Annotated in this window: 14 protein-coding genes and 1 pseudogene; 4 read left to right on the top strand and 11 right to left on the bottom strand. The window is 67.9% G+C overall.

Going from position 1 to position 18,118, the window contains the following annotated elements; translation table 11 throughout:
- The 3 genes and pseudogenes from AB0A63_RS40385 to AB0A63_RS40375 form a co-directional block, all read right to left on the bottom strand.
- Nucleotides 1-385 (bottom strand): annotated as a pseudogene (locus tag AB0A63_RS40385) (hypothetical protein); the annotation flags it as partial.
- Between the two features lie 447 nt (nucleotides 386-832).
- The gene (locus tag AB0A63_RS40380) at nucleotides 833-1,423 is read right to left on the bottom strand and encodes a hypothetical protein (RefSeq protein ID WP_360402096.1); all 591 of its coding nucleotides are present in this window, start codon (nucleotides 1,421-1,423) and stop codon (nucleotides 833-835) included.
- 359 nt (nucleotides 1,424-1,782) lie between these two features.
- On the bottom strand, nucleotides 1,783-2,814 hold the full coding sequence (locus tag AB0A63_RS40375) for a LacI family DNA-binding transcriptional regulator (RefSeq protein WP_360402093.1): 1,032 nt from the start codon (nucleotides 2,812-2,814) through the stop codon (nucleotides 1,783-1,785).
- Nucleotides 2,815-3,206: 392 nt separating this feature from the next.
- Between AB0A63_RS40375 and AB0A63_RS40370 the strand changes: the two genes are divergently transcribed.
- The 4 genes from AB0A63_RS40370 (at nucleotide 3,207) to AB0A63_RS40355 (ending at nucleotide 7,902) form a co-directional block, all read left to right on the top strand.
- Complete coding sequence (locus tag AB0A63_RS40370; RefSeq protein WP_360402090.1) at nucleotides 3,207-4,502, top strand: extracellular solute-binding protein; 1,296 nt, start codon at nucleotides 3,207-3,209, stop codon at nucleotides 4,500-4,502.
- Nucleotides 4,503-4,563: 61 nt separating this feature from the next.
- Nucleotides 4,564-5,529 carry a sugar ABC transporter permease gene (locus AB0A63_RS40365; protein ID WP_360402087.1) on the top strand — a complete coding sequence of 322 codons (966 nt, stop codon included), beginning with the start codon at nucleotides 4,564-4,566 and terminating at the stop codon, nucleotides 5,527-5,529.
- Nucleotides 5,526-6,389 (top strand): carbohydrate ABC transporter permease, encoded by an 864-nt coding sequence (locus AB0A63_RS40360; RefSeq protein ID WP_360402084.1) that lies wholly within the window; start codon nucleotides 5,526-5,528, stop codon nucleotides 6,387-6,389. Before AB0A63_RS40365 ends, AB0A63_RS40360 begins: the two co-directional genes overlap by 4 nt.
- 7 nt (nucleotides 6,390-6,396) lie before the next feature.
- A complete protein-coding gene (locus tag AB0A63_RS40355) occupies nucleotides 6,397-7,902 on the top strand; it encodes an alpha-N-arabinofuranosidase (RefSeq protein WP_360402081.1) in 1,506 nt (501 codons plus the stop codon).
- Here the strand turns inward: AB0A63_RS40355 and AB0A63_RS40350 are convergent.
- The 8 genes from AB0A63_RS40350 to AB0A63_RS40315 all read right to left on the bottom strand — a co-directional run.
- Nucleotides 7,896-9,278: a glycoside hydrolase family 43 protein gene (locus AB0A63_RS40350; RefSeq protein ID WP_360402078.1), complete on the bottom strand. Its 1,383-nt coding sequence runs from the start codon at nucleotides 9,276-9,278 to the stop codon at nucleotides 7,896-7,898. The genes AB0A63_RS40355 and AB0A63_RS40350 overlap by 7 nt on opposite strands.
- Nucleotides 9,279-9,349: 71 nt before the next feature.
- Nucleotides 9,350-10,846, bottom strand: a complete 1,497-nt coding sequence (locus AB0A63_RS40345; RefSeq protein ID WP_360402075.1) for a family 43 glycosylhydrolase — start codon at nucleotides 10,844-10,846, stop codon at nucleotides 9,350-9,352.
- Between the two features lie 45 nt (nucleotides 10,847-10,891).
- Nucleotides 10,892-11,842 (bottom strand): arabinan endo-1,5-alpha-L-arabinosidase, encoded by a 951-nt coding sequence (locus tag AB0A63_RS40340; protein ID WP_360402072.1) that lies wholly within the window; start codon nucleotides 11,840-11,842, stop codon nucleotides 10,892-10,894.
- Nucleotides 11,843-13,298: 1,456 nt separating this feature from the next.
- On the bottom strand, nucleotides 13,299-13,520 hold the full coding sequence (locus AB0A63_RS40335; RefSeq protein WP_360402069.1) for a helix-turn-helix domain-containing protein: 222 nt from the start codon (nucleotides 13,518-13,520) through the stop codon (nucleotides 13,299-13,301).
- Nucleotides 13,495-14,892 (bottom strand): DHA2 family efflux MFS transporter permease subunit, encoded by a 1,398-nt coding sequence (locus AB0A63_RS40330; RefSeq protein WP_360402066.1) that lies wholly within the window; start codon nucleotides 14,890-14,892, stop codon nucleotides 13,495-13,497. The genes AB0A63_RS40335 and AB0A63_RS40330 overlap by 26 nt, the downstream gene beginning before the upstream one ends.
- A 138-nt stretch (nucleotides 14,893-15,030) precedes the next feature.
- A complete protein-coding gene (locus AB0A63_RS40325; protein WP_360402063.1) occupies nucleotides 15,031-15,243 on the bottom strand; it encodes a DUF5988 family protein in 213 nt (70 codons plus the stop codon).
- Nucleotides 15,244-15,260: 17 nt separating this feature from the next.
- Complete coding sequence (gene scpA, locus AB0A63_RS40320; RefSeq protein ID WP_360402061.1) at nucleotides 15,261-17,381, bottom strand: methylmalonyl-CoA mutase; 2,121 nt, start codon at nucleotides 17,379-17,381, stop codon at nucleotides 15,261-15,263.
- Nucleotides 17,378-18,118, bottom strand: a 741-nt coding sequence (locus tag AB0A63_RS40315; protein WP_360402059.1) for a methylmalonyl-CoA mutase family protein, incomplete at its 5' end; no start/stop codon positions are given. The genes AB0A63_RS40315 and scpA, both read right to left, overlap by 4 nt.

Here is an 18,118-nt window from a genome sequence, read left to right as displayed (position 1 = left end):
CCTCGAACTCCGGCCACTCGTCGAGGTGCTCGCCGACGACAGCCCGCACAGGCCGCAGGGTGCGCGCGGACTCCAGGCACGGGCCCCGGTCAGCGGCGTACTGCTTCTCGTCGACTTCGATCAACTCGGGGCTCGTGGAGGCGGCAGTGCGCGGCCGCGCCGGATCCATCAGCGACACCGTCACCGAGTCGGCATCCGGGATCGCCCTGCTCGCGGTGTCGGCCAGCCTCTGCAACGCGTTGTCGAGAGGCTCCTCGTCGGTGAAGTAGTCCCGCAGCACCGTCACCGCCTCGGCGGTCTCGTCGAGTCTGCTCAGGGCATCAGGACGACCACTGTCGCCCGGCCCGGCCGCGGACGTCTCGGACGCGTTCGTCTCATCGGCCATGCCGTGGCACCTCGTAGCTCAGAGGAACTGATCTACGGCGCCGCTGCTTGACGTCGTCAGGGCATGGTACGCAATGATCACGACACAACCGCGGCCAACGGGTCGCGCGAGCGAACCGGAACCGGCGCGGGGAAGCTGCACAGTTTCAACTGTCCCCGCGCCGGAGCCGGCCGGCCCGCCCGAAAGCGGCCCACCGTGTTCACGCGCACGTGCTACGGCGCCCCTTCCATACCCCTGCGGCGCTGATTCAATCCTGCGTTGATCAGATTGGCGCAGAAATCGCAGCTTCCGCCGGACCGCACAGCGGCTTCCTCGTCGCGGCAGAGGCGAGTCATGGCTGTCACAGCCCGCTGTTGACCACGTCGATCGTGAAGCTTCACCACGGCCGCCTCGGACATCACCGAGAGCAGCGGGGACAGAACCGGGCAGTGCGGACAGCCCTCAAGATCACGGCGTCAGCGCTTCGACGGAGGACACCGCCGGCGCCGGTCCGGTTCCGTTGAGTGGCCGGTCGCCCCAGCCCGTGGCGCCGAGGAGGGCGTTGTTGCGGCGCCGGACGGCGGCGGGGACGGTGGTGTTGTAGACGGTGATGAAGTCGATTTCGTCGTCGGCGGCGCTGGCTTCGTCGAAGGTGTGCAGGACGGTGAACCAGACGTTGAGCAGGCCGCTGAAGTGAACGGTGAGCCAGGTCAGCTCGACGAGCATGCCGGTGGCGTAGGCGTTGTGGTAGGCGGGGGTGTCGGTGCAGGTCGGTGCGCCGGGGCGGTCGAAGGTGGGGTTGCCGTGGTCGTCGACCAGGTGCAGCAGCATGGCCTCGGCCTGCTCGGCGCGGGTGTCGGGGTCGGGGTGGGGCAGCAGCTCGGACAGGGTGTTGTAGCCGATGACGGTGTGGTGGGTCATGGAGTAGCGGCTGCGGTTGAGCAGGCTGACGACGTTGATGACCAGTTCCTTGGTGACCCGGTCGAGGAAGCCCGAGGTCGGGTAGCGGACGGTGCCGCCCTGTGCGGTGTCCCGCCCGGCTCCGCCGTGTCCACGCACGGTTCGGAACCACCGAAGGATGAGGCGGAGCAGCGGTGCTGTCGTCCAGGGGTGGCTTGGTCTCGCGCGCGTGACAGCCGACCCCGGCACCAGCTGGGAATCGATGAGGATCGGGTGATCGGTGAGCACACGCTGGGCAGCGAGATCGAGGACCACGACGACAGCTTCGCGATGCGGTTCCTCTACGCGTTCTGGCGCCTGTGCGAGCAGTGGATCGCCGTGACCGAGCCAGCCGAGGTTCGCCACTCCGCACGAGGCTGCCGAGTTCCTGGAGACGGACCTCCCGGAGGCCTTCCGGCCAGGAGCCGCGTTCGCCGATGTGCCGAACGGCTGCTTCGCGACCGGCAACGGCTCGTCCATCACTTGACGCGAGGTGCGCGCCCCAGCGTGCTGTGGCGGGCGATCAACCGGTGCGGGGCGCGCACCTCTATGCCGGGCAGTGGATCCGTGCTGCCGATGCGCAGGAGCAGCCGTTCCACCGCTGTTGTGGCGATGGCGTCCTTGTCCGGCGAGATGGTGCTGATCGCCGGGTTGGCGTAACGGCCTTCCTCGATGTCGTCGTAGCCGATCACCGCGATGTCCTCGGGCACGCGCAGCCCGCGTTCCAGCACCTCGTGCAACGCGCCGAGCGCCACGGTGTCGTTGTAGCCGAAAACGGCGTCCGGTGGGTCGTCCCGATCGAGCAACGCCCGCATGGCGGCCGCACCGGCGGCGCGGTTGAACCGGCGCGTCTGGACGATCAGCGACTCGTCGACCGGGAGACCGGCGTCCGCGTGGGCCTGCCGGTACCCGAGGGTGCGCAACTGCGCCGCCTCGCCGGTCGGGTACGGCTGATCGCCTATCGCGGCGATCCGGCGCCTGCCCAGGCCGATCAGATGCGCTGTGGCCGCACGGGATGCCTCGACGTCGTCGATGCCGACATGGTCGAAGAAAGCGTTGGACGACCGCTCACCGAGCAGGACGAGCGGGAACGTCGGGTCGCTCTCGGCCAGGTCCTCCTGCGCGAGGCCGAGCGGGCTGTAGATCATCCCGTCGAACAGGGCCGCCCGTGCGCCGCGCCGGATCAGTTCTCGCTCGTGGGTGGGATCGCCGTCGGTCTGGTCGATCAGCACGTGGTAGCCCCGCTCACGGGCCTTCGGGATGATCGCCTGCAGCAGCTCGGAGAAGTAGGGCACGTCCAGGAAGGGAACCACCACCGCGATCTGCCCTGACCGGCCGTTCGCCAGGTTGCGGGCCAGCACGTTGGGCCGGTAGCCCAACTCCTTGATCGCCTTCTCGACCTTCTCGCGGGTGGGGTCGGTGACCGGGGCGTAGCCGTTGACCACGTTAGACACCGTGCGTGCGGACACACCAGCCAGCTCAGCAACGTCACGCAGCGTGGCATCGCGCATGTACTCACTCCGTCGAGACCGGCGCGGCGGCCCACCGCTGCAGCGCTGCAGCGCAGTGTGCCTGCCGATCCCCGCCACGACAAGTCCCGGTCTTCCGAGTGTCGTGGGACCGCATCCGCATCTGGCTCGAACTACGTCAGATTGGGTCTTGCAGCGCGGCAAAAGCCAGTACATAGTGCTTTGCAGCGCAGCAAGACCCAACCGCCACGGTGGCAGTACCGGTCGATCCGCTCCCTCCCGCCAACCGTGGTGCAGCACCTCACGACCTCAGCGGTCCTCGGTTCGTGCCTCACGGGGTCACCGCATTTCCGATCACTCACCGTGACGGCGATCGAGCATGCACTGACGCATGCCGCGACGGAAAGGCGCTACTCATGCTCGGCACCAGATGGATGGCGAAACTCCGTGCAGGGCTCGTCGCCACCGGCCTGCTCGCCGTGGCCGCGTGCGGCGGTGCCGTGGACGACGCCGACGGACCCGTGCGCGTGTCGGTCTGGGCCTGGTACCCGGAGTTCAAGGCCGTGGTCGACGCGTTCAACGCCTCCCACGACGACATCCAGGTCGACTGGACCAACGTCGGCACCGGCCCGGACCAGTACGCCAAGCTGAAGACGGCGTTCACCGCCGGCAAGGGCGCGCCGGACGTCGCGATGGTCGAGTTCCAGCAGATCCCGACGTTCGTCATCCTCGACGCACTGGTGGACATGGGGCAGCACGGCGCCAACGACGACAAGAGCCTCTACGCCGAATGGGCGTGGAGCCAGGCCACCGACGGCGACAAGGTCTACGCCATCCCGGTGGACGGCGGACCGATGGCGCTGATGTACCGCAAAGACCTCTTCGACCAGCACGGCATCCCGGTGCCGACGACCTGGCAGGAGTACGCCGACGCGGCCGCGAAGATCAAGGCCGTCGATCCGAACGCCTACATCGCGAGCTTCGGCAGCGACGGCGGCTGGCTCAACGGGCTGATGTGGCAGGCGGGTTGCCGGCCGTACGGCTACTCGCAGGCCAAGGCCAAGGACCAGGTGAAGATCAACCTGACCGCACCCGAGTGCGAGAAGGTCGTCAACCTGTACGGCGACCTGGTGAGCAAGGGGCAGATGGCCCAGGACAAGTTCTTCACCGCCGACGCCACCGCGGCGCTCGACTCCGGCAAGTACTGGACCTGGGCCGCGGCCGGCTGGACACCCGGATACGTGGCCGGCTCGCTCAAGAACACCGCGGGCAAGTGGGCGGTCGCGCCGATGCCGCAGTGGACCGCGGGCGCCGACGAGCAGGGCGACTGGGGCGGTTCGACGTTCACCGTGACCAAGCAGGCCAAGAACCCGAAGGCAGCGACCACGGTGGCCCGCGAGCTGTTCGGCCGCTCGAAGGCCGCGTGGGACATCGGGCTGAACAAGGCGTTCCTCTACCCGCTGGCGAAGGAGGTCGCGGCCGACCCGGCGTTCACCGGCAAGGCGTACGACTTCTTCAACGGGCAGAAGGTGAACGAGATCTTCGTGCCGGTGTCGCAGAAGCTCGGTGAGTTCCAGTACACGCCGTTCCAGGACTTCGTCTTCAAGGACCTGAACGACCGCACCGCCGAGGCGATGTCGGGCAGCAGGCGGTGGAGCACGGTGCTGGGGGAGACGCAGAAGAACGTCATCGCGTACGCCGAGAAGCAGGGCTTCAAGGTCAGCCGTTAGTGCACCCGAGGTCTGCCGCGACCCACGGGTCGCGGCAGACCCCCAGTCCAGGAGGTTTCCCGTGACGCGGTCATCACCGATCACGGCACCCGCGGCCGACGACCTGCCGCCGTCTCCCCGTCCGGTCGAGCACCGGCCACGGCGCAAGCCGCGCCGGGTCACCGAGCACCCGGTGGCCGGAGCGCTGTTCGTACTGCCGTTCTTCCTCGTCGTCGTGGCGTTTCTGGTCGTGCCACTCGGTTACGCGTTCTGGCTCAGCCTGTCCAGCAAGAGCCTCGCGCTCGGCACCCGGTTCACCGGCATCGGCAACTACGTGCGCGCGTTCACCGATCCGGTGCTGCTGGACGGCCTGCTGCGGGTCGTCCTCTTCGGACTGGTGCAGATCCCCGTCATGCTGGGCATCGCGCTGGCCGGAGCGTTGACGCTCGACGCCGTCACGACCAGGTTCGCCCTGGCGTTCCGGCTCATCGCGTTCATGCCCTACGCCGTGCCGGCCGTCGTCGGCGCGCTCATGTGGGGCTTCCTGTACAGCCGCACGTTCGGTCCGTTCGCGGATCTGCCGACGCTCGTCGGCGGCGACCCGATCGACTTCTTCAGCTCCTCGCTGCTGCTGGTGTCGCTCGGCAACATCGTGACCTGGGCGTGGACCGGTTACAACATGATCATCCTGTACTCGGCGTTGCAGGGCGTGCCGCGCGAGATGTACGAGGCCGCGGTCATCGACGGGGCGACGCCGGTGCAGATCGCGTTGCGGGTCAAGGTTCCCGCGATCAGGCAGGCCATCTCGCTGGCCGTGATCTTCACCGTCATCGGCACCATGCAGTTCTTCACCGAACCGCAGATCATGGCCCGGTTCGCGCCGCAGGTCTCGGCCGGCTACACGCCGAACCTCTACGCCTACAACCAGGCCTTCGCCTACTCGGACTTCAACTACTCGGCCGCACTCTCGTTCGCGCTCGGTTTCCTGGTGTTCGTGGTGGCCTACGCGTTCGTGTTCGTCAGCCGCAGGCGGGGAGCACGCTCATGACCAGCGGCACAGCCGGCGACACGACGGCGAAGACCTGGCTTCCACATGTGCTGATGGGCGCGGGCATCCTGTACTTCCTGGTGCCACTGCTCTGGGTGGTCATCGCGGCCACCAAGAGCCAGCCGGACCTGCTCGACAGCCCGGCGCTGTGGTTCGCCGACTTCAACCTGCTGGAGAACATCGAGCAGCTGTTCCACGAGGACGGCGGCGTCTACGGCGGGTGGCTGGTCAACACGGCGTTGTACTCGGGGCTCAGCGCTCTGGGCGCGACCGCGCTCGCCGCCGCCGCGGGCTACGGGCTGGCGCGGTTCACGTTCCTGGGCAAGCGGTTCTTCGAGACCGCGCTGCTCGGCATGATCATGGTGCCGGCCACCGCGCTGGTGCTGCCGACGTACCTGATCCTGTCCGAGCTCGACCTCGTCAACACCATGTGGGCGGTCGTCCTGCCGTCGCTGCTCAGCCCGTTCGGTGCGTACCTGGTCCGCGTCTACGTGGACGAGAGCGTGCCGGCGGAGCTGATCGACGCCGCCCGGATCGACCGGGCGAGCGAGCTGCGCATCTTCTGGCAGATCGTGCTGCCGATGATGCGTCCCGCCCTCGTCACCGTCTTCCTGTTCACCCTGGTCGCGACGTGGAACAACTACTTCCTGCCGCTGGTGATGCTCAGCGACGCCGACCTGTACCCGCTGACCGTCGGACTGACCACCTGGTTCAACACCGCGCAGCAGGACGCCGGGAACCGGATGCTGTTCAACCTCGTCGTCACCGGCTCTCTGCTGGCCATCGTCCCGCTCGTCATCGCCTTCGTCCTGTTGCAGCGCTTCTGGCGCAGCGGGGCGGCGGCAGGCGCTCTGAAGTAGGAGAACCGTGCTCAACGCTTCCCTGGTCCTCAATCCCCACTACGTCATCGCGCCGGTGCGGCGCCGGCTCTTCGGGTCGTTCGTCGAACACATGGGCCGCTGCGTCTACACCGGCATCTACGAGCCAGGGCATCCAACCGCCGACGAGGACGGCTTCCGGGGCGACGTGCTGGAACTGACCCGTGAACTCGGGGTCGAGCTGGTCCGGTATCCCGGCGGCAACTTCGTCTCCGGCTACCGCTGGGAGGACGGCGTCGGCCCGGTCGCCGGGCGGCCGGTGCGCCGCGAGCTCGCGTGGCACAGCCTCGAGACGAACGAGGTCGGCATCGACGAGTTCGTCCGCTGGGCACGCAAGGCCGATGTCGAGGTGATGTACGCGGTGAACCTCGGCACCCGCGGTGTCGCCGAAGCGCTCGACGTGCACGAGTACATGAACCACGAAGGCGGTACGCACCTGTCGGAGCTGCGCAGGGCGAACGGGTCCGAGGCGCCGCACGGGGTGAAGTTGTGGTGCCTGGGCAACGAGCTGGACGGTCCGTGGCAGCTCGGCCACAAGACCGCGCACGAGTACGGACGGCTGGCCGCCGAGACGGCCCGTGCGTTGCGGCAGGCCGAGCCGGACCTGGAACTGGTGGCGTGCGGCAGCTCGAACTCGGCCATGCCCACCTTCGGCGAGTGGGAGTCCATCGTGCTGGAGCTGGCGTACGAGGAGGTGGACCACATCTCCCTGCACGCCTACTACGAGGTGCTGGACGGTGACGTGGACAGCTTCCTCGCCTCCGCGGTGGACATGGACCGGTTCATCGACAGGGTCGTCGCCACGGCGGACGCGGTCGGCGCGCGGCTGAAGAGCGACAAGCGGATCACGTTGTCGTTCGACGAGTGGAACGTCTGGTACATGCAGCGGTTCCACGACACGCCGCGCACCGAGTGGGAGGTCGCGCCGCGGGTCATCGAGGACCAGTACGACGTGAACGACGCGGTCGTCGTCGGCAACCTGCTGATGTCGTTGCTGCGGCACAGCGACCGGGTGGCCGTGGCGTGCCAGGCACAGCTGGTCAACGTGATCGCGCCGATCCGCAGCGAGCCGGGCGGGCCGGCGTGGCGGCAGACGATCTTCCACCCGTTCGCGTTGACCTCGCGGCTGGCGCGCGGGCAGGTGCTGCGGGTGGAGACGTCCTCGCCGGTGTACTCGACCAAGCGCTTCGGTGACGTCCCCGTCGTGGACGCGGTCGCGACGCACGACCCAGGAACGGGCGACACGGTGGTGTTCGCGGTCAACCGGCACCAGACCGAACCGGTGGAGCTCCGTGCGGACCTGTCGGCGTTCGGGGAGGTGGCGGTGGCCGAGGCGTGGTCCGTGCACGACGAGGACGGTGCGGCGACCAACACCGAGGCCGATCCTGACCGTGTCGTCCCACGACCGCGGCAAGCCGACGTCGCCGACGGCGCCCTGCACGTGGTCCTGCCGCCCAGGTCCTGGACCGCCGTCCGCCTCACCGGCGGTCAGTAGCCGACGCGGAAGGTGGCGTCCTGGCGGTCGGCCGCCGCCGACCCGGTCGAGATCGGGTCGATGCGCAGGACGTACCCGGAGTGCCGGATGTGGCGGTCGGGGAAGTTGTGGGAGCGGAACGAGGTCCACGCCGGGTCGGCGAGTCCCGCGACCCGGTGGAAGGTGGCGTCGGCGGCGAAGGTCGCGCTGCCGTCGTTCGCCGCCAGGACGAGCGCGTAGTCGGCGTGGCGCAGGTAGCGGTCCGGGTAGTTGACCGAGCGGAACGAGATGCCGGCCGAGGCCGCCAGGCCCGGGACGAGCTGCCACATCGCGTCCTGGTACGGGTCGAACGGATAGGGGTCGATGCGGGCGGCGTTACCGGAGTGCCGGATGAGGTGATCGGAGAAGTTGTAGGACTTGATCCGGTTCCAGGCGGGCGCACCCCAGCGGTTGACCAGGCCGTTGTACTCGGTCGCGGTGATGCCGCAGATGGTGGGGTGCTTGGCATTGAGCGGCTGGGTGTACTGGGCCTTGGTCAGCGGCGACCACGAGTCGGTGGCGATGTCGGCAGAGCGCCAGGCGTACAGCTCGCCGTTGACGGGGGAGAACGAGTCGCCCCACAGCCACCATTCGTTGCGGTCGTGGGCCTTCACCACGATCGGGGCCTCGATTCCGCCGCTCACCACGCCGGCGGTGTAGGTGCCCCGGTCGAAGCTGCGCGGGGTGAGCGTGGCGGACCGGGCGCCGTAGAGGCGGCCGTCGCTGAAGCTCTTGTAGTACAGGTAGTTGACCCCGTTGCCGACGTGCACGGTGGCGTCGAGGACGTTGAAGCCGGGGTCGAAGAACAGCTGCGGGGTGCCGACGTTGACGAAGTCCTTGGTGTAGTTGACGTAGAAGGCGTCACGGCCGCCGCTGTTGGCGGAATAGAGGATGCCGTACTGGTTGCGCGAGGCGTCCCAGAACGCCTCCGGTGCCCACGTGTGGGTCGGCATGGAGTGCATCTTCAGCCTCCGGTACCCGGTGAACGACCGCAGGTCGGCCGAGTCCCAGGCGTGGATGTACTGGTTCTGGCGGGTGAAGTCGGTGCCGGTCAGGTCGGTGGCCAGCACGACGAACCCGCCGTTCTGCTTGCGCATGATGAACGGGTCCCGCAGGCCCCTGGTGCCCGCGGTGGGAGTGGCCACCGGGTTGCCCTGGTTGAGCGGCATCCAGTTCAGGCCGTCGGTGCTCACCGCCAGGTGCAGGGCGTACCGGTCGGCGACCTTGCCGGGCGACTCGGTGAAGTAGCCCATCACGTAGGCGGTGTCACCCGGTGCGGCGAGCGCGGGGAGCCGGTTCGCGCCTGCCAGGGCGACTGAGGCCACTCCACCGGCGAGAAAAGTGCGTCGTTGCAGCACGGACGTCTCCTGTCGGGAGCGGTGGGGGATGGCCGGCGGCGAGGGCCGCCGGCCATCGGAGGGGTGGTCGGTCAGGCCGCGGGTTCGCCGGATGGAGCGGCGAGCTGCGTGCCGAGGCGGACCGGGGTGCCGAAGTTCGGCGTGCCGTCGGAGTTCCAGGTGAATTTCTGGGCACGCGTCGACCGGTTCATGTCACAGCCACCGGAGGCGCTGTCGTTGGCGTGGTAGACGATCCAGTCCTCGGTGCCGTCGGGCGACTTGAAGAACCCGTTGTGGCCGGGGGCGAACACGCCGTTGCCGTCGTTGCGCTGGAACACCGGGTTCGGCGACTTCGTCCAGTGCGACCGGTTGAGCGGGTCGGAGCCGGTGAGCGTGAGCAGTCCCAGCTTGTAGTCGGGACCCCAGCACGCGCTGGCCGAGTACACGATCATCGTCTTCCCGTCGCGGTACAGCGGCTCCGCGCCCTCGTTGACCGCACCCGTCTGCCGTTCCCAGGACAGCGTCGGCTGGCTGATCGTGCGCCGCGCGCCGCTGAGCGTGTAGGGGTTCGACATCGGGGTGATGGTCAGCGACTGGGTGCCGTCCATCGCGCTGCCCATCAGGTACAGCTTGCCGCCGTGCTGCAGGATGCTCGGGTCCAGCTCCCAGGTGTTGCCCAGGTCGGCCTTGAAGCTGTAGGGCCCCATGGGATCGGTGCCGGAGGACTCCAGCACGTGCAGCCGTTGGGTGGGGTTGTAGTCCGGCACGTTCTGCCCGGCGACGTAGTAGAAGTACCAGCGGCCGTTCAGCAGGTGGAACTCCGGTGCCCACATGTTGCAGCACCCGTTCGGGCGGCCTGCCAGGTTGAAGATCACTTGGTCGGCGGCGCTCGACAGCCCGGCGAGGGTGCGCGACCGCCGCATGGTGATCGTGGAGTTCCACGTCGTCGTCGCCAGGTAGTAGTACCCGTTGTGGTACTGCAGCCACGGGTCAGGGCCGTTGCGCTTGATCGGGTTGGTGAACGTTCCCGCCGCCGGAGCGCCCAGCTTCACCAGCTGCCACTGCTGGTTCGCGCCCCCGGTGTCCGGCCACTGCACGACCCTGGCACCGTCGGCGGTGGACCACTCGTAGGTCTCCACGGCCTTGCCGCTGTTGCGGTTGAGGAGCCGCACGTACCCACCGGACGAGTCCGCGAGCCGGAACTGCTGACTGGTCGCGTTGCTGTCGGTCCACTGCACCAGGTCAGCGGCGTCAGCGGTCGAGCCGCCCGAGAACTGAAGGACCTTGTTGCTGTGCCTGGACTTGAGCCGGTAGTAGCCGCCGCCGGAGTCGACGAACTGCCACTGCTGCCACGCCCCGTCGTTGCGCGTGTACTGCGCGATCCGGGCGCCGTCGTTCGTAGCGAGGTCATAGACGTCCATGGCCTTGCCGCTGTTGCGATTGACCAGCACGTACGACGCGTTGGTGTCCACTGTGGCCGCCGACACCGCCGGTGGCAGGGCGGAGGTGACCCCGCCGAGCAACGCGGTGGTGGCGAGCAGGACGAGGGTGGTTCGCCGTCGTTCACGGCGGCTGATGGTCGAGATCATGCTTTTCTCCCTGCGGGCCGCTGCACGGGTGTCGGTTGCGTTCGATCAGCGGACGTAGGGCCAGCCGGCGGAGTCGATCGCCAGCAGGTTGATGCCGAGCAGGGATGCGCCGTTGTCCGCGTAGTAGTGGTAGACCAGCACGTCGCTGTCGCTGTCGGCCAGCACGTCCTGGTGCCCCGGACCGTGGATGCTGCCCTGACCGGCGAGGACCTCGGTGCCGCCGCCGGAGGTCAGCGCCGTGCCGTTGCGGTCGACGTAGGGGCCGGTGACACTGGTGGAGCGGCCGACCGTGACGCGGTAGGTGCTGGCGGCGCCCTGACAGCAGCGGTCGAACGAGACGAAGAGGTAGTAGTAGCTGCCGCGCTTCACGATGTTCGGCGCCTCGATCGCGCCGCCGTTGCGACCGGCGAGCGCGCGGATCGTGGAGTCGGAACGCAGACCGGTCGACGGGTTGAGCGCGATCATCTTGATGCCGGACCAGAAGGAGCCGAAGCTCAGCCACCAGCGGCCCTGGTCGTCGACGACGAGGTCGGGGTCGATGGCGTTGAAGTTGTCGCTGGTGCGCGACTCGACGACCAGACCGCGGTTGGTCCACGTGCCGGAGTTGCCGCTGGGGCTGGTGGCCAGGAAGATCGCCGATCGGTTCGAGCCGAACGTCGAGGCCGAGTAGTACATCCAGTACTGGCCGCTGCGGTAGGAGATGTCCGGCGCCCAGAGGTTGCGGCTGTTCGCGGTGTAGGTGTTGGCCCATGGCGTGCCGTTGGGGAAGGCGGCGCCGGCGTTGCGGAACGCGGTGCGGTCGGTGGAGGTCTTGAGCGCGATTCCGTTGCCGGTGTGCGCGAGCAGGTAGCTGCCGTCCGAGCGCTTGACGGTACTCGGGTCGTGCACGCCGATGTCACCGGTGACCCGGCCTGGGGCGGGGTAGGCCGCCGACGCGGACGGTGTCACCGCAACGGTGACGGCCAAAGCCAGCAGGGGTATCAGAACGCGTTTCATCGATGAGACCACGATGTCCTCGATTTCTGGCGAGTGGTTGCGGCGGCGCGGGTTCCTGCCGATCCGGAGCGGCGCGGTCTCGGCTGGTGGAGTCGAGCGGTGTCAGCGCAAGCGGAAGAACGTCCGGTGCCGGTGTGGTGATCTGCGCAGGACCAGGACGTCGGCAGCCCGGAAAGTCGTCCGCGGGAGTGAGCCCATGCCTCGCCTCCTCGCGAGCGGGAACCTGAGTGCACCACCGGTCGTGTTCCGGGCTATAACTCCGGATGCGCTTTTAGCACGATATCGAGGACCGGCACGGTCGACAAGACCTTCTGTTATCGCTAACAGTAGTTGTGATGTCGAATTTTTCGACCATGCAAGTTTCGAAACACTGTTGAGCTGCGAAAACTGATGATCAACTGAAGCGGGGACGAACTGGCTCGGCGACGTGATGTTAGCGATCACATCGGCGGGTGCTGTGGGATCTGGCGGCGCCGCGGCTCTCCCGGGCAGGTGCGCACCTGCTCATGCTCGGCAGCTGCTCCGCGGACATCGAAGACCTTGATCGGTTGAGGCCGGTCGCGGTGACGATGTCCCAGACGCCTGCCGACACCGCATCTCGCCACCAGAACAACGCCATCGCCTCGTCGAGCTCGGCGTCCAGGTTGAGTGCTTCGCGTCGAGCGTTGGTGCCACCTCAAGCCGGCGCTGTCCACGTTGTCGCGAGTGCTGACCTTTTCTCGTCGTTCCGGCCAACCGGATTCGTTGCCCAGAGCTGGATGCGTCTGCCGCCGAACCGGGCGAAGGACAGATTTGGCCGTACACCTATGACGCGCTAGGTCGCAAGACGAGCACGGGTGATGACTCTGAGGCCGACCCCCGCAGTCGGAGTGGTTCTACGACACGCTCGCTGATAGCACGATCCTCAAGGGCGTGCCGGCCAGGTCATGCGTCACGGTGATCTCGGCCGGTGCGCCATGCGGCACGTGGGAATCAGGTCGACCACCAACCGCGCGCCACCGCGGTCGACACGGACGCGTCATGGGGAAAGATGGGAGCAAATTGGGAGAAGTCAAGGCGTGGCAACAGGATCAAGCTGCACTCAAGTGCGTCCAACTGTGCCGCCATGACCTGCCGATTCAACGTATCCGCAGGTCACGACATAATCCGATCCACCCTGCGGATCAAGGGGCCGCAGGTTCAAATCCTGTCGTCCCGACGGTCTGAACCAGCCCGCTGATTCTGGATGAAAGCCCAGTTCAGTGGGCTTTTTTGGGTGCGAGCAGGCCCCAGCGTCGCAGCGACCAGCAAGAACAATGTGCTGGCGTCGATGAGTTCAAGCCCCGAGGACGAGCAGCACGCAGATCTCCGCGACCAGCACGACGACGTGGATGGCCAACGCCCAACAGGGCGGCGACGGCGCAGCACCTCGTTCTCCTGCTCCAGCAGTTTGATCGGCGCACACGCCTCACGCAGCTCAGCCGAACCAGCCCGGCTCGCACCGAGCTCGGCGCAGCCACTTGAACAACGTTGTCGGGCGCACCCCGAAATCTTCGGCGATCTGCTCGACCGTCACACCAGGCTCGCGGTCACGAGCGACCCGCACGACATGGCCGCGGAGCTCCTGGAGCGGGGTTTGGACACAGCGACATCCCGCACAACCGTTCTGTCGGTCAGAGGCCGGCGTCTCCGCGATCAACCCGGGGCTTCGGGCTGGTCAGGAACGACGCCAGCACGACCACCACCGAGATTGCTGCGGCGACCCTGAACGCTGTCTGCACTCCAGGAACGTCCGGTGTCCCGCCGGTGACCGACGACAGCGTCACCACGGTCACGAACAGCGCCGTGCCGGCCGCACCGGCGACCTGCTGGATCGTTGCCAGGATCGCGCTGCCGTGGGAGTACAGGTCGGCGGGCAGGGTGGCCAGCGAGTCGGTCATCAGCGGTGTGAACATCGCGGACAGGGCGGTTGTGACCGCGGTGTAGAGGAGTACGACCTCCCAGATCGAGGATTCGGCGTCGAGGGTCGACATCGTCCACAGCGCCGCGCTCAGCAGGACCGCACCGGACACGACCAGGTACCGGGCGCCGTAGCGGTCGTAAGCACGCCCGATGATCGGGCCGAGGACGCCCATCAGCAGGCCCCCCGGCAGGAGCATCAACCCGGCCACGAACGCACTGCGTTCCTGCACGTTCTGGATGTACAGCGGCAGCAGGATGATCATGCCGAACATCGACATGAACCCGACCATGATCAGCACCAGCGACACCGTGAAGCGCCGATCGGAGAACGGGCGCAGGTCCAGCAGCGCCCGTCCCCGGCGTTGCAGGTGTAGCTGGCGGGCAACGAACGCGACCATCGACACCGCGCCGAGGACCAGTGGCACCCATGGCGGAATCCCATTTCCCGCACCGTGCGCCCTCTCCCCGATCAGCGACAGCCCGAGCACCAGCCCGGCGAACGCCACCGCGGACAGCGGCACGGACAGCACGTCGAGGCGTACCGGGTCGGTGCGCTCGTCACGCAGGCGCAGCCAGATGGCGCCCACCGCGAGCGCTACCAGCGCGATCGGCAGCACGACCCAGAACAGCCAGCGCCAGCCCAGAGTCGAAAGGACCACGCCGGACAGCGTCGGGCCGACGGCCGGCGCCACCGCGGTCACGATCGTGAGCGTGCCCATGGTTTGACCTCGGCGCTCGGCCGGGACCAGGGTCAGGATCGTGGTCATCAGCAGCGGCGTCATCACCGCCGTCCCGCTCGCCTGCACGACCCGCGCTGCCAGCAGCACACCGAAGCCCGGTGCGAGCGCCGCCAGCAGCGTCCCGATCGAGAACAGGCTCATCGCCGTCAGGTAGACCGCCCGCGCGGGGAAGCGCCGCAGCAGGAAACCGGTGATCGGGATGACCACCGCCATCGTCAGCAGGAAACCACTGGTCAGCCATTGAGCAGTGCCCGTGGACACCTGCAGTTGGACGATCAGCACCGGCAGCGCGACGCTCATGATCGTCTCGTTCAGGATCATCACGAACACCGAGCCGGCCAGCAGCCAGATCACCAGCCTGGCATTCACCACCGGCTGCGGCGTCGCACCTGTTCCCGGGCCCGCAGGTCCGCCGCCTGGGTTCGACGTGTCAGTCGTGCCGATCTTCGACCCCATGGTCATCCCAACTCTTGTCCACCCTGCACGGCCACTTCCTCAGACCGCTGCTCACTCGGCGAGCGAGGTGCGCATGGTCCAGCGGAAGACCGAGGGCTTGTCCTCGGACACCCGCTCGAAGTGCTCGTGACCGCCGCGGCACGGCAGCTTGATCTTCCCTCGGTCGACGGTGACCTGTTCCGGGATGGTGATGTTCCCCGGACCGCCCTCCAGCACGACGTGGATGTGGTTGCCTTGGTCGAGCGCCTGGATCTGGATGTTCATCGGAACCCTCTGGTTTCTCATAGGACGATCAGTTTCTGGAGCAGGTCCTTGGCGGCGTCGGCGATGACGGTGCCGGGTGGGAAGATCGCCGCCGCTCCGGCGGCGTGCAGTTCGTCGAAGTCCTGTGGCGGGATGACGCCGCCGACGACGATCATGATGTCGGCGCGGTCGAGGTTGGCCAGTTCCTCGCGCAGTGCGGGCACGAGTGTGAGGTGCCCGGCGGCGAGGGAGGAGACGCCGACGATGTGCACGTCGGCCTCGACGGCTTGGCGGGCGACTTCGTCGGGTGTCTGGAACAGCGGGCCGACGTCGACGTCGAAGCCGAGGTCGGCGAACGCCGTGGCGATCACCTTCTGGCCGCGGTCGTGCCCGTCCTGGCCCATCTTGGCGACCAGGATGCGCGGCCGGCGGCCTTCCTGCCGCGCGAACGTGTCGACGACCTCGCGGCAGGCGTCCACGTTGGACACTGGGCCGACCTCCTGCCGGTAGACACCGGAAATGGTGCGGATCTGCGCGGAGTGCCGGCCCCACACCTTGCCCAGCGCCTCGGAGATCTCGCCGACGGTGGCTTTGGCGCGGGCGGCGCCGATGGCCAGCTCCAGCAGGTTTCCCCCGCCGCCTGCCGCGTTCGTCAGGGCTTCGAGTGCACTGTCCACGGCGGACTGGTCGCGTTCTTCGCGGAGCCTGCGCAGTTTCTCCAGTTGCTGTGCGCGTACGCCGGCGTTGTCGACCTTGAGGACCTCGATCTGCTCGTCGCCGGTCACCGGGTACTTGTTGACACCGATCACCGGTTGGCGGCCGGAGTCGATGCGCGCCTGCGTGCGCGCGGCGGCTTCCTCGATGCGCAGCTTCGGGATGCCCTCGTCGATCGCGCGGGCCATCCCGCCGGCCTTCTCGACCTCGCTGATGTGCCCCCACGCCTTCGCCGCCAGCTCATTGGTGAGCCGTTCGACGTAGGCGCTGCCACCCCACGGGTCGATCACCCGCGTGGTACCCGACTCCTGCTGCAGCAGCAGCTGCGTGTTGCGGGCGATGCGGGCGGAGAAGTCGGTGGGCAGTGCGAGCGCTTCGTCGAGTGCGTTGGTGTGCAACGACTGCGTGTGGCCCTGCGTCGCCGCCATCGCTTCGACGCAGGTGCGCGCGACGTTGTTGAACACGTCCTGCGCGGTCAGCGACCACCCGGATGTCTGGCAGTGCGTGCGCAGGCTGAGCGACTTCTGGCTCTTCGGCTGGAACTCGTTGACGAGCTTGGCCCAGAGCAGGCGCGCGGCCCGCATTTTGGCGATCTCCATGAAGAAGTTCATGCCGATGGCCCAGAAGAAGCTCAGCCGCGGTGCGAACCTGTCGACGTCGAGCCCGGCTGCCTGGCCTGCGCGCAGGTACTCCACGCCGTCGGCGAGGGTGTAGGCGAGTTCCAGGTCGGCGGTCGCGCCCGCTTCCTGCATGTGGTAGCCGGAGATCGAGATGGAGTTGAACTTCGGCATGTGCTCGGAGGTGTGGCTGAAGATGTCGGAGATGATCCGCATCGACGGCTGCGGCGGGTAGATGTAGGTGTTGCGGACCATGAACTCCTTGAGGATGTCGTTCTGGATGGTCCCCGTGAGCTGCTCCGGCCGCACCCCCTGCTCTTCCGCGGCCACCACGAACAGGGCCAGGATCGGCAGCACCGCGCCGTTCATCGTCATCGACACCGACATCTTGTCCAGCGGGATGCCGTCGAACAGGGTGCGCATGTCGTAGATCGAGTCGATCGCGACACCGGCCATGCCGACGTCACCGGCGACCCGCGGGTGATCCGAGTCGTACCCGCGGTGCGTGGCCAGGTCGAACGCCACCGACAGGCCCTTCTGCCCGGCCGCGAGGTTGCGCCGGTAGAAGGCGTTCGACTCCTCCGCCGTCGAGAACCCCGCATACTGGCGCACCGTCCACGGCTGGTTGACATACATCGTCGGATACGGGCCGCGCAGGAACGGCGCGACACCGGGATAGGTCCGCAGGAAGTCGAGACCGTCGAGGTCCTGCGGCCCGTAGACCGGCTTGACCGCGATGCCCTCCGGCGTCTCCCACACGGGCAGATCGGTCTCGTACTTCGCCGACGGGAGCGAGCCGAGGTCGACGTCCGCGAAGCTGGGGATCATCGCTGCACTCCCAGGAAGTCGTAGGTGCTGTTCAGGATCTCCAGCGCCGGACAGCCCGCGAAGACCAAGCCGTCCACGTCCGCGTCGGTCTTCTTGCCCGCCAGGAGCACCCGCTCGGCACCGGCCGCACGCAGGGCCTTGACGGTCTGCTCGGCCTGGTCGGCGTAGCTGCTGTCGCTGCCGCACAGGACGGCGATCCTGGCACCGGAGGCTGTGAACCTGTCTGCGACCTCGGCCGGCGTGGTGGTCGGACCCGCGTCGGGGGTGGCGAAGCCGCCGGCGTTGAAGAGGTTGGCGGCGAAGATGGCCCTGGCGGTGTGGGCGGCGATCGGGCCCAGGGTGGCGAGGAAGACCACGGGGCGTTCGGGCTGGGCGTCGGCGAGGTCGCGCAGCTCCTCGAAGGCCTGTGCATAACGCACCCGCGGCAACTCACCGTCCGGCAGCGGCGCCGGTTCGCGGACCACGGGCTTCTCGGCCAGGTCCGGGAACTCGCTGACGCCCGTGATCGGGTCGCACCGGTTCGCGAGCCGAGCTGACCGCGCCTCCCACGTGGCGGCGATCCGCGACGCGACCAGTTCCCCCGCCTCACCGATACCGCCGGCGCGTTCGAGCTCCTGGAACCACGCCCACGCCGCCACCGCAAGCGACTCGGTCAGCTGCTCCACGTACCAGGACCCCGCCGCCGGGTCGATCACCGCGCCGAGGTGCGACTCCTCCAGCAGCAGGTTCTGCGTGTT

Source organism: Lentzea sp. NPDC042327 (genome assembly GCF_040647275.1).
GTDB lineage: Bacteria > Actinomycetota > Actinomycetes > Mycobacteriales > Pseudonocardiaceae > Lentzea.
Note: the sequence above shows the minus strand (reverse complement) of the source record. Positions and strands in the feature narration are given on the sequence as shown.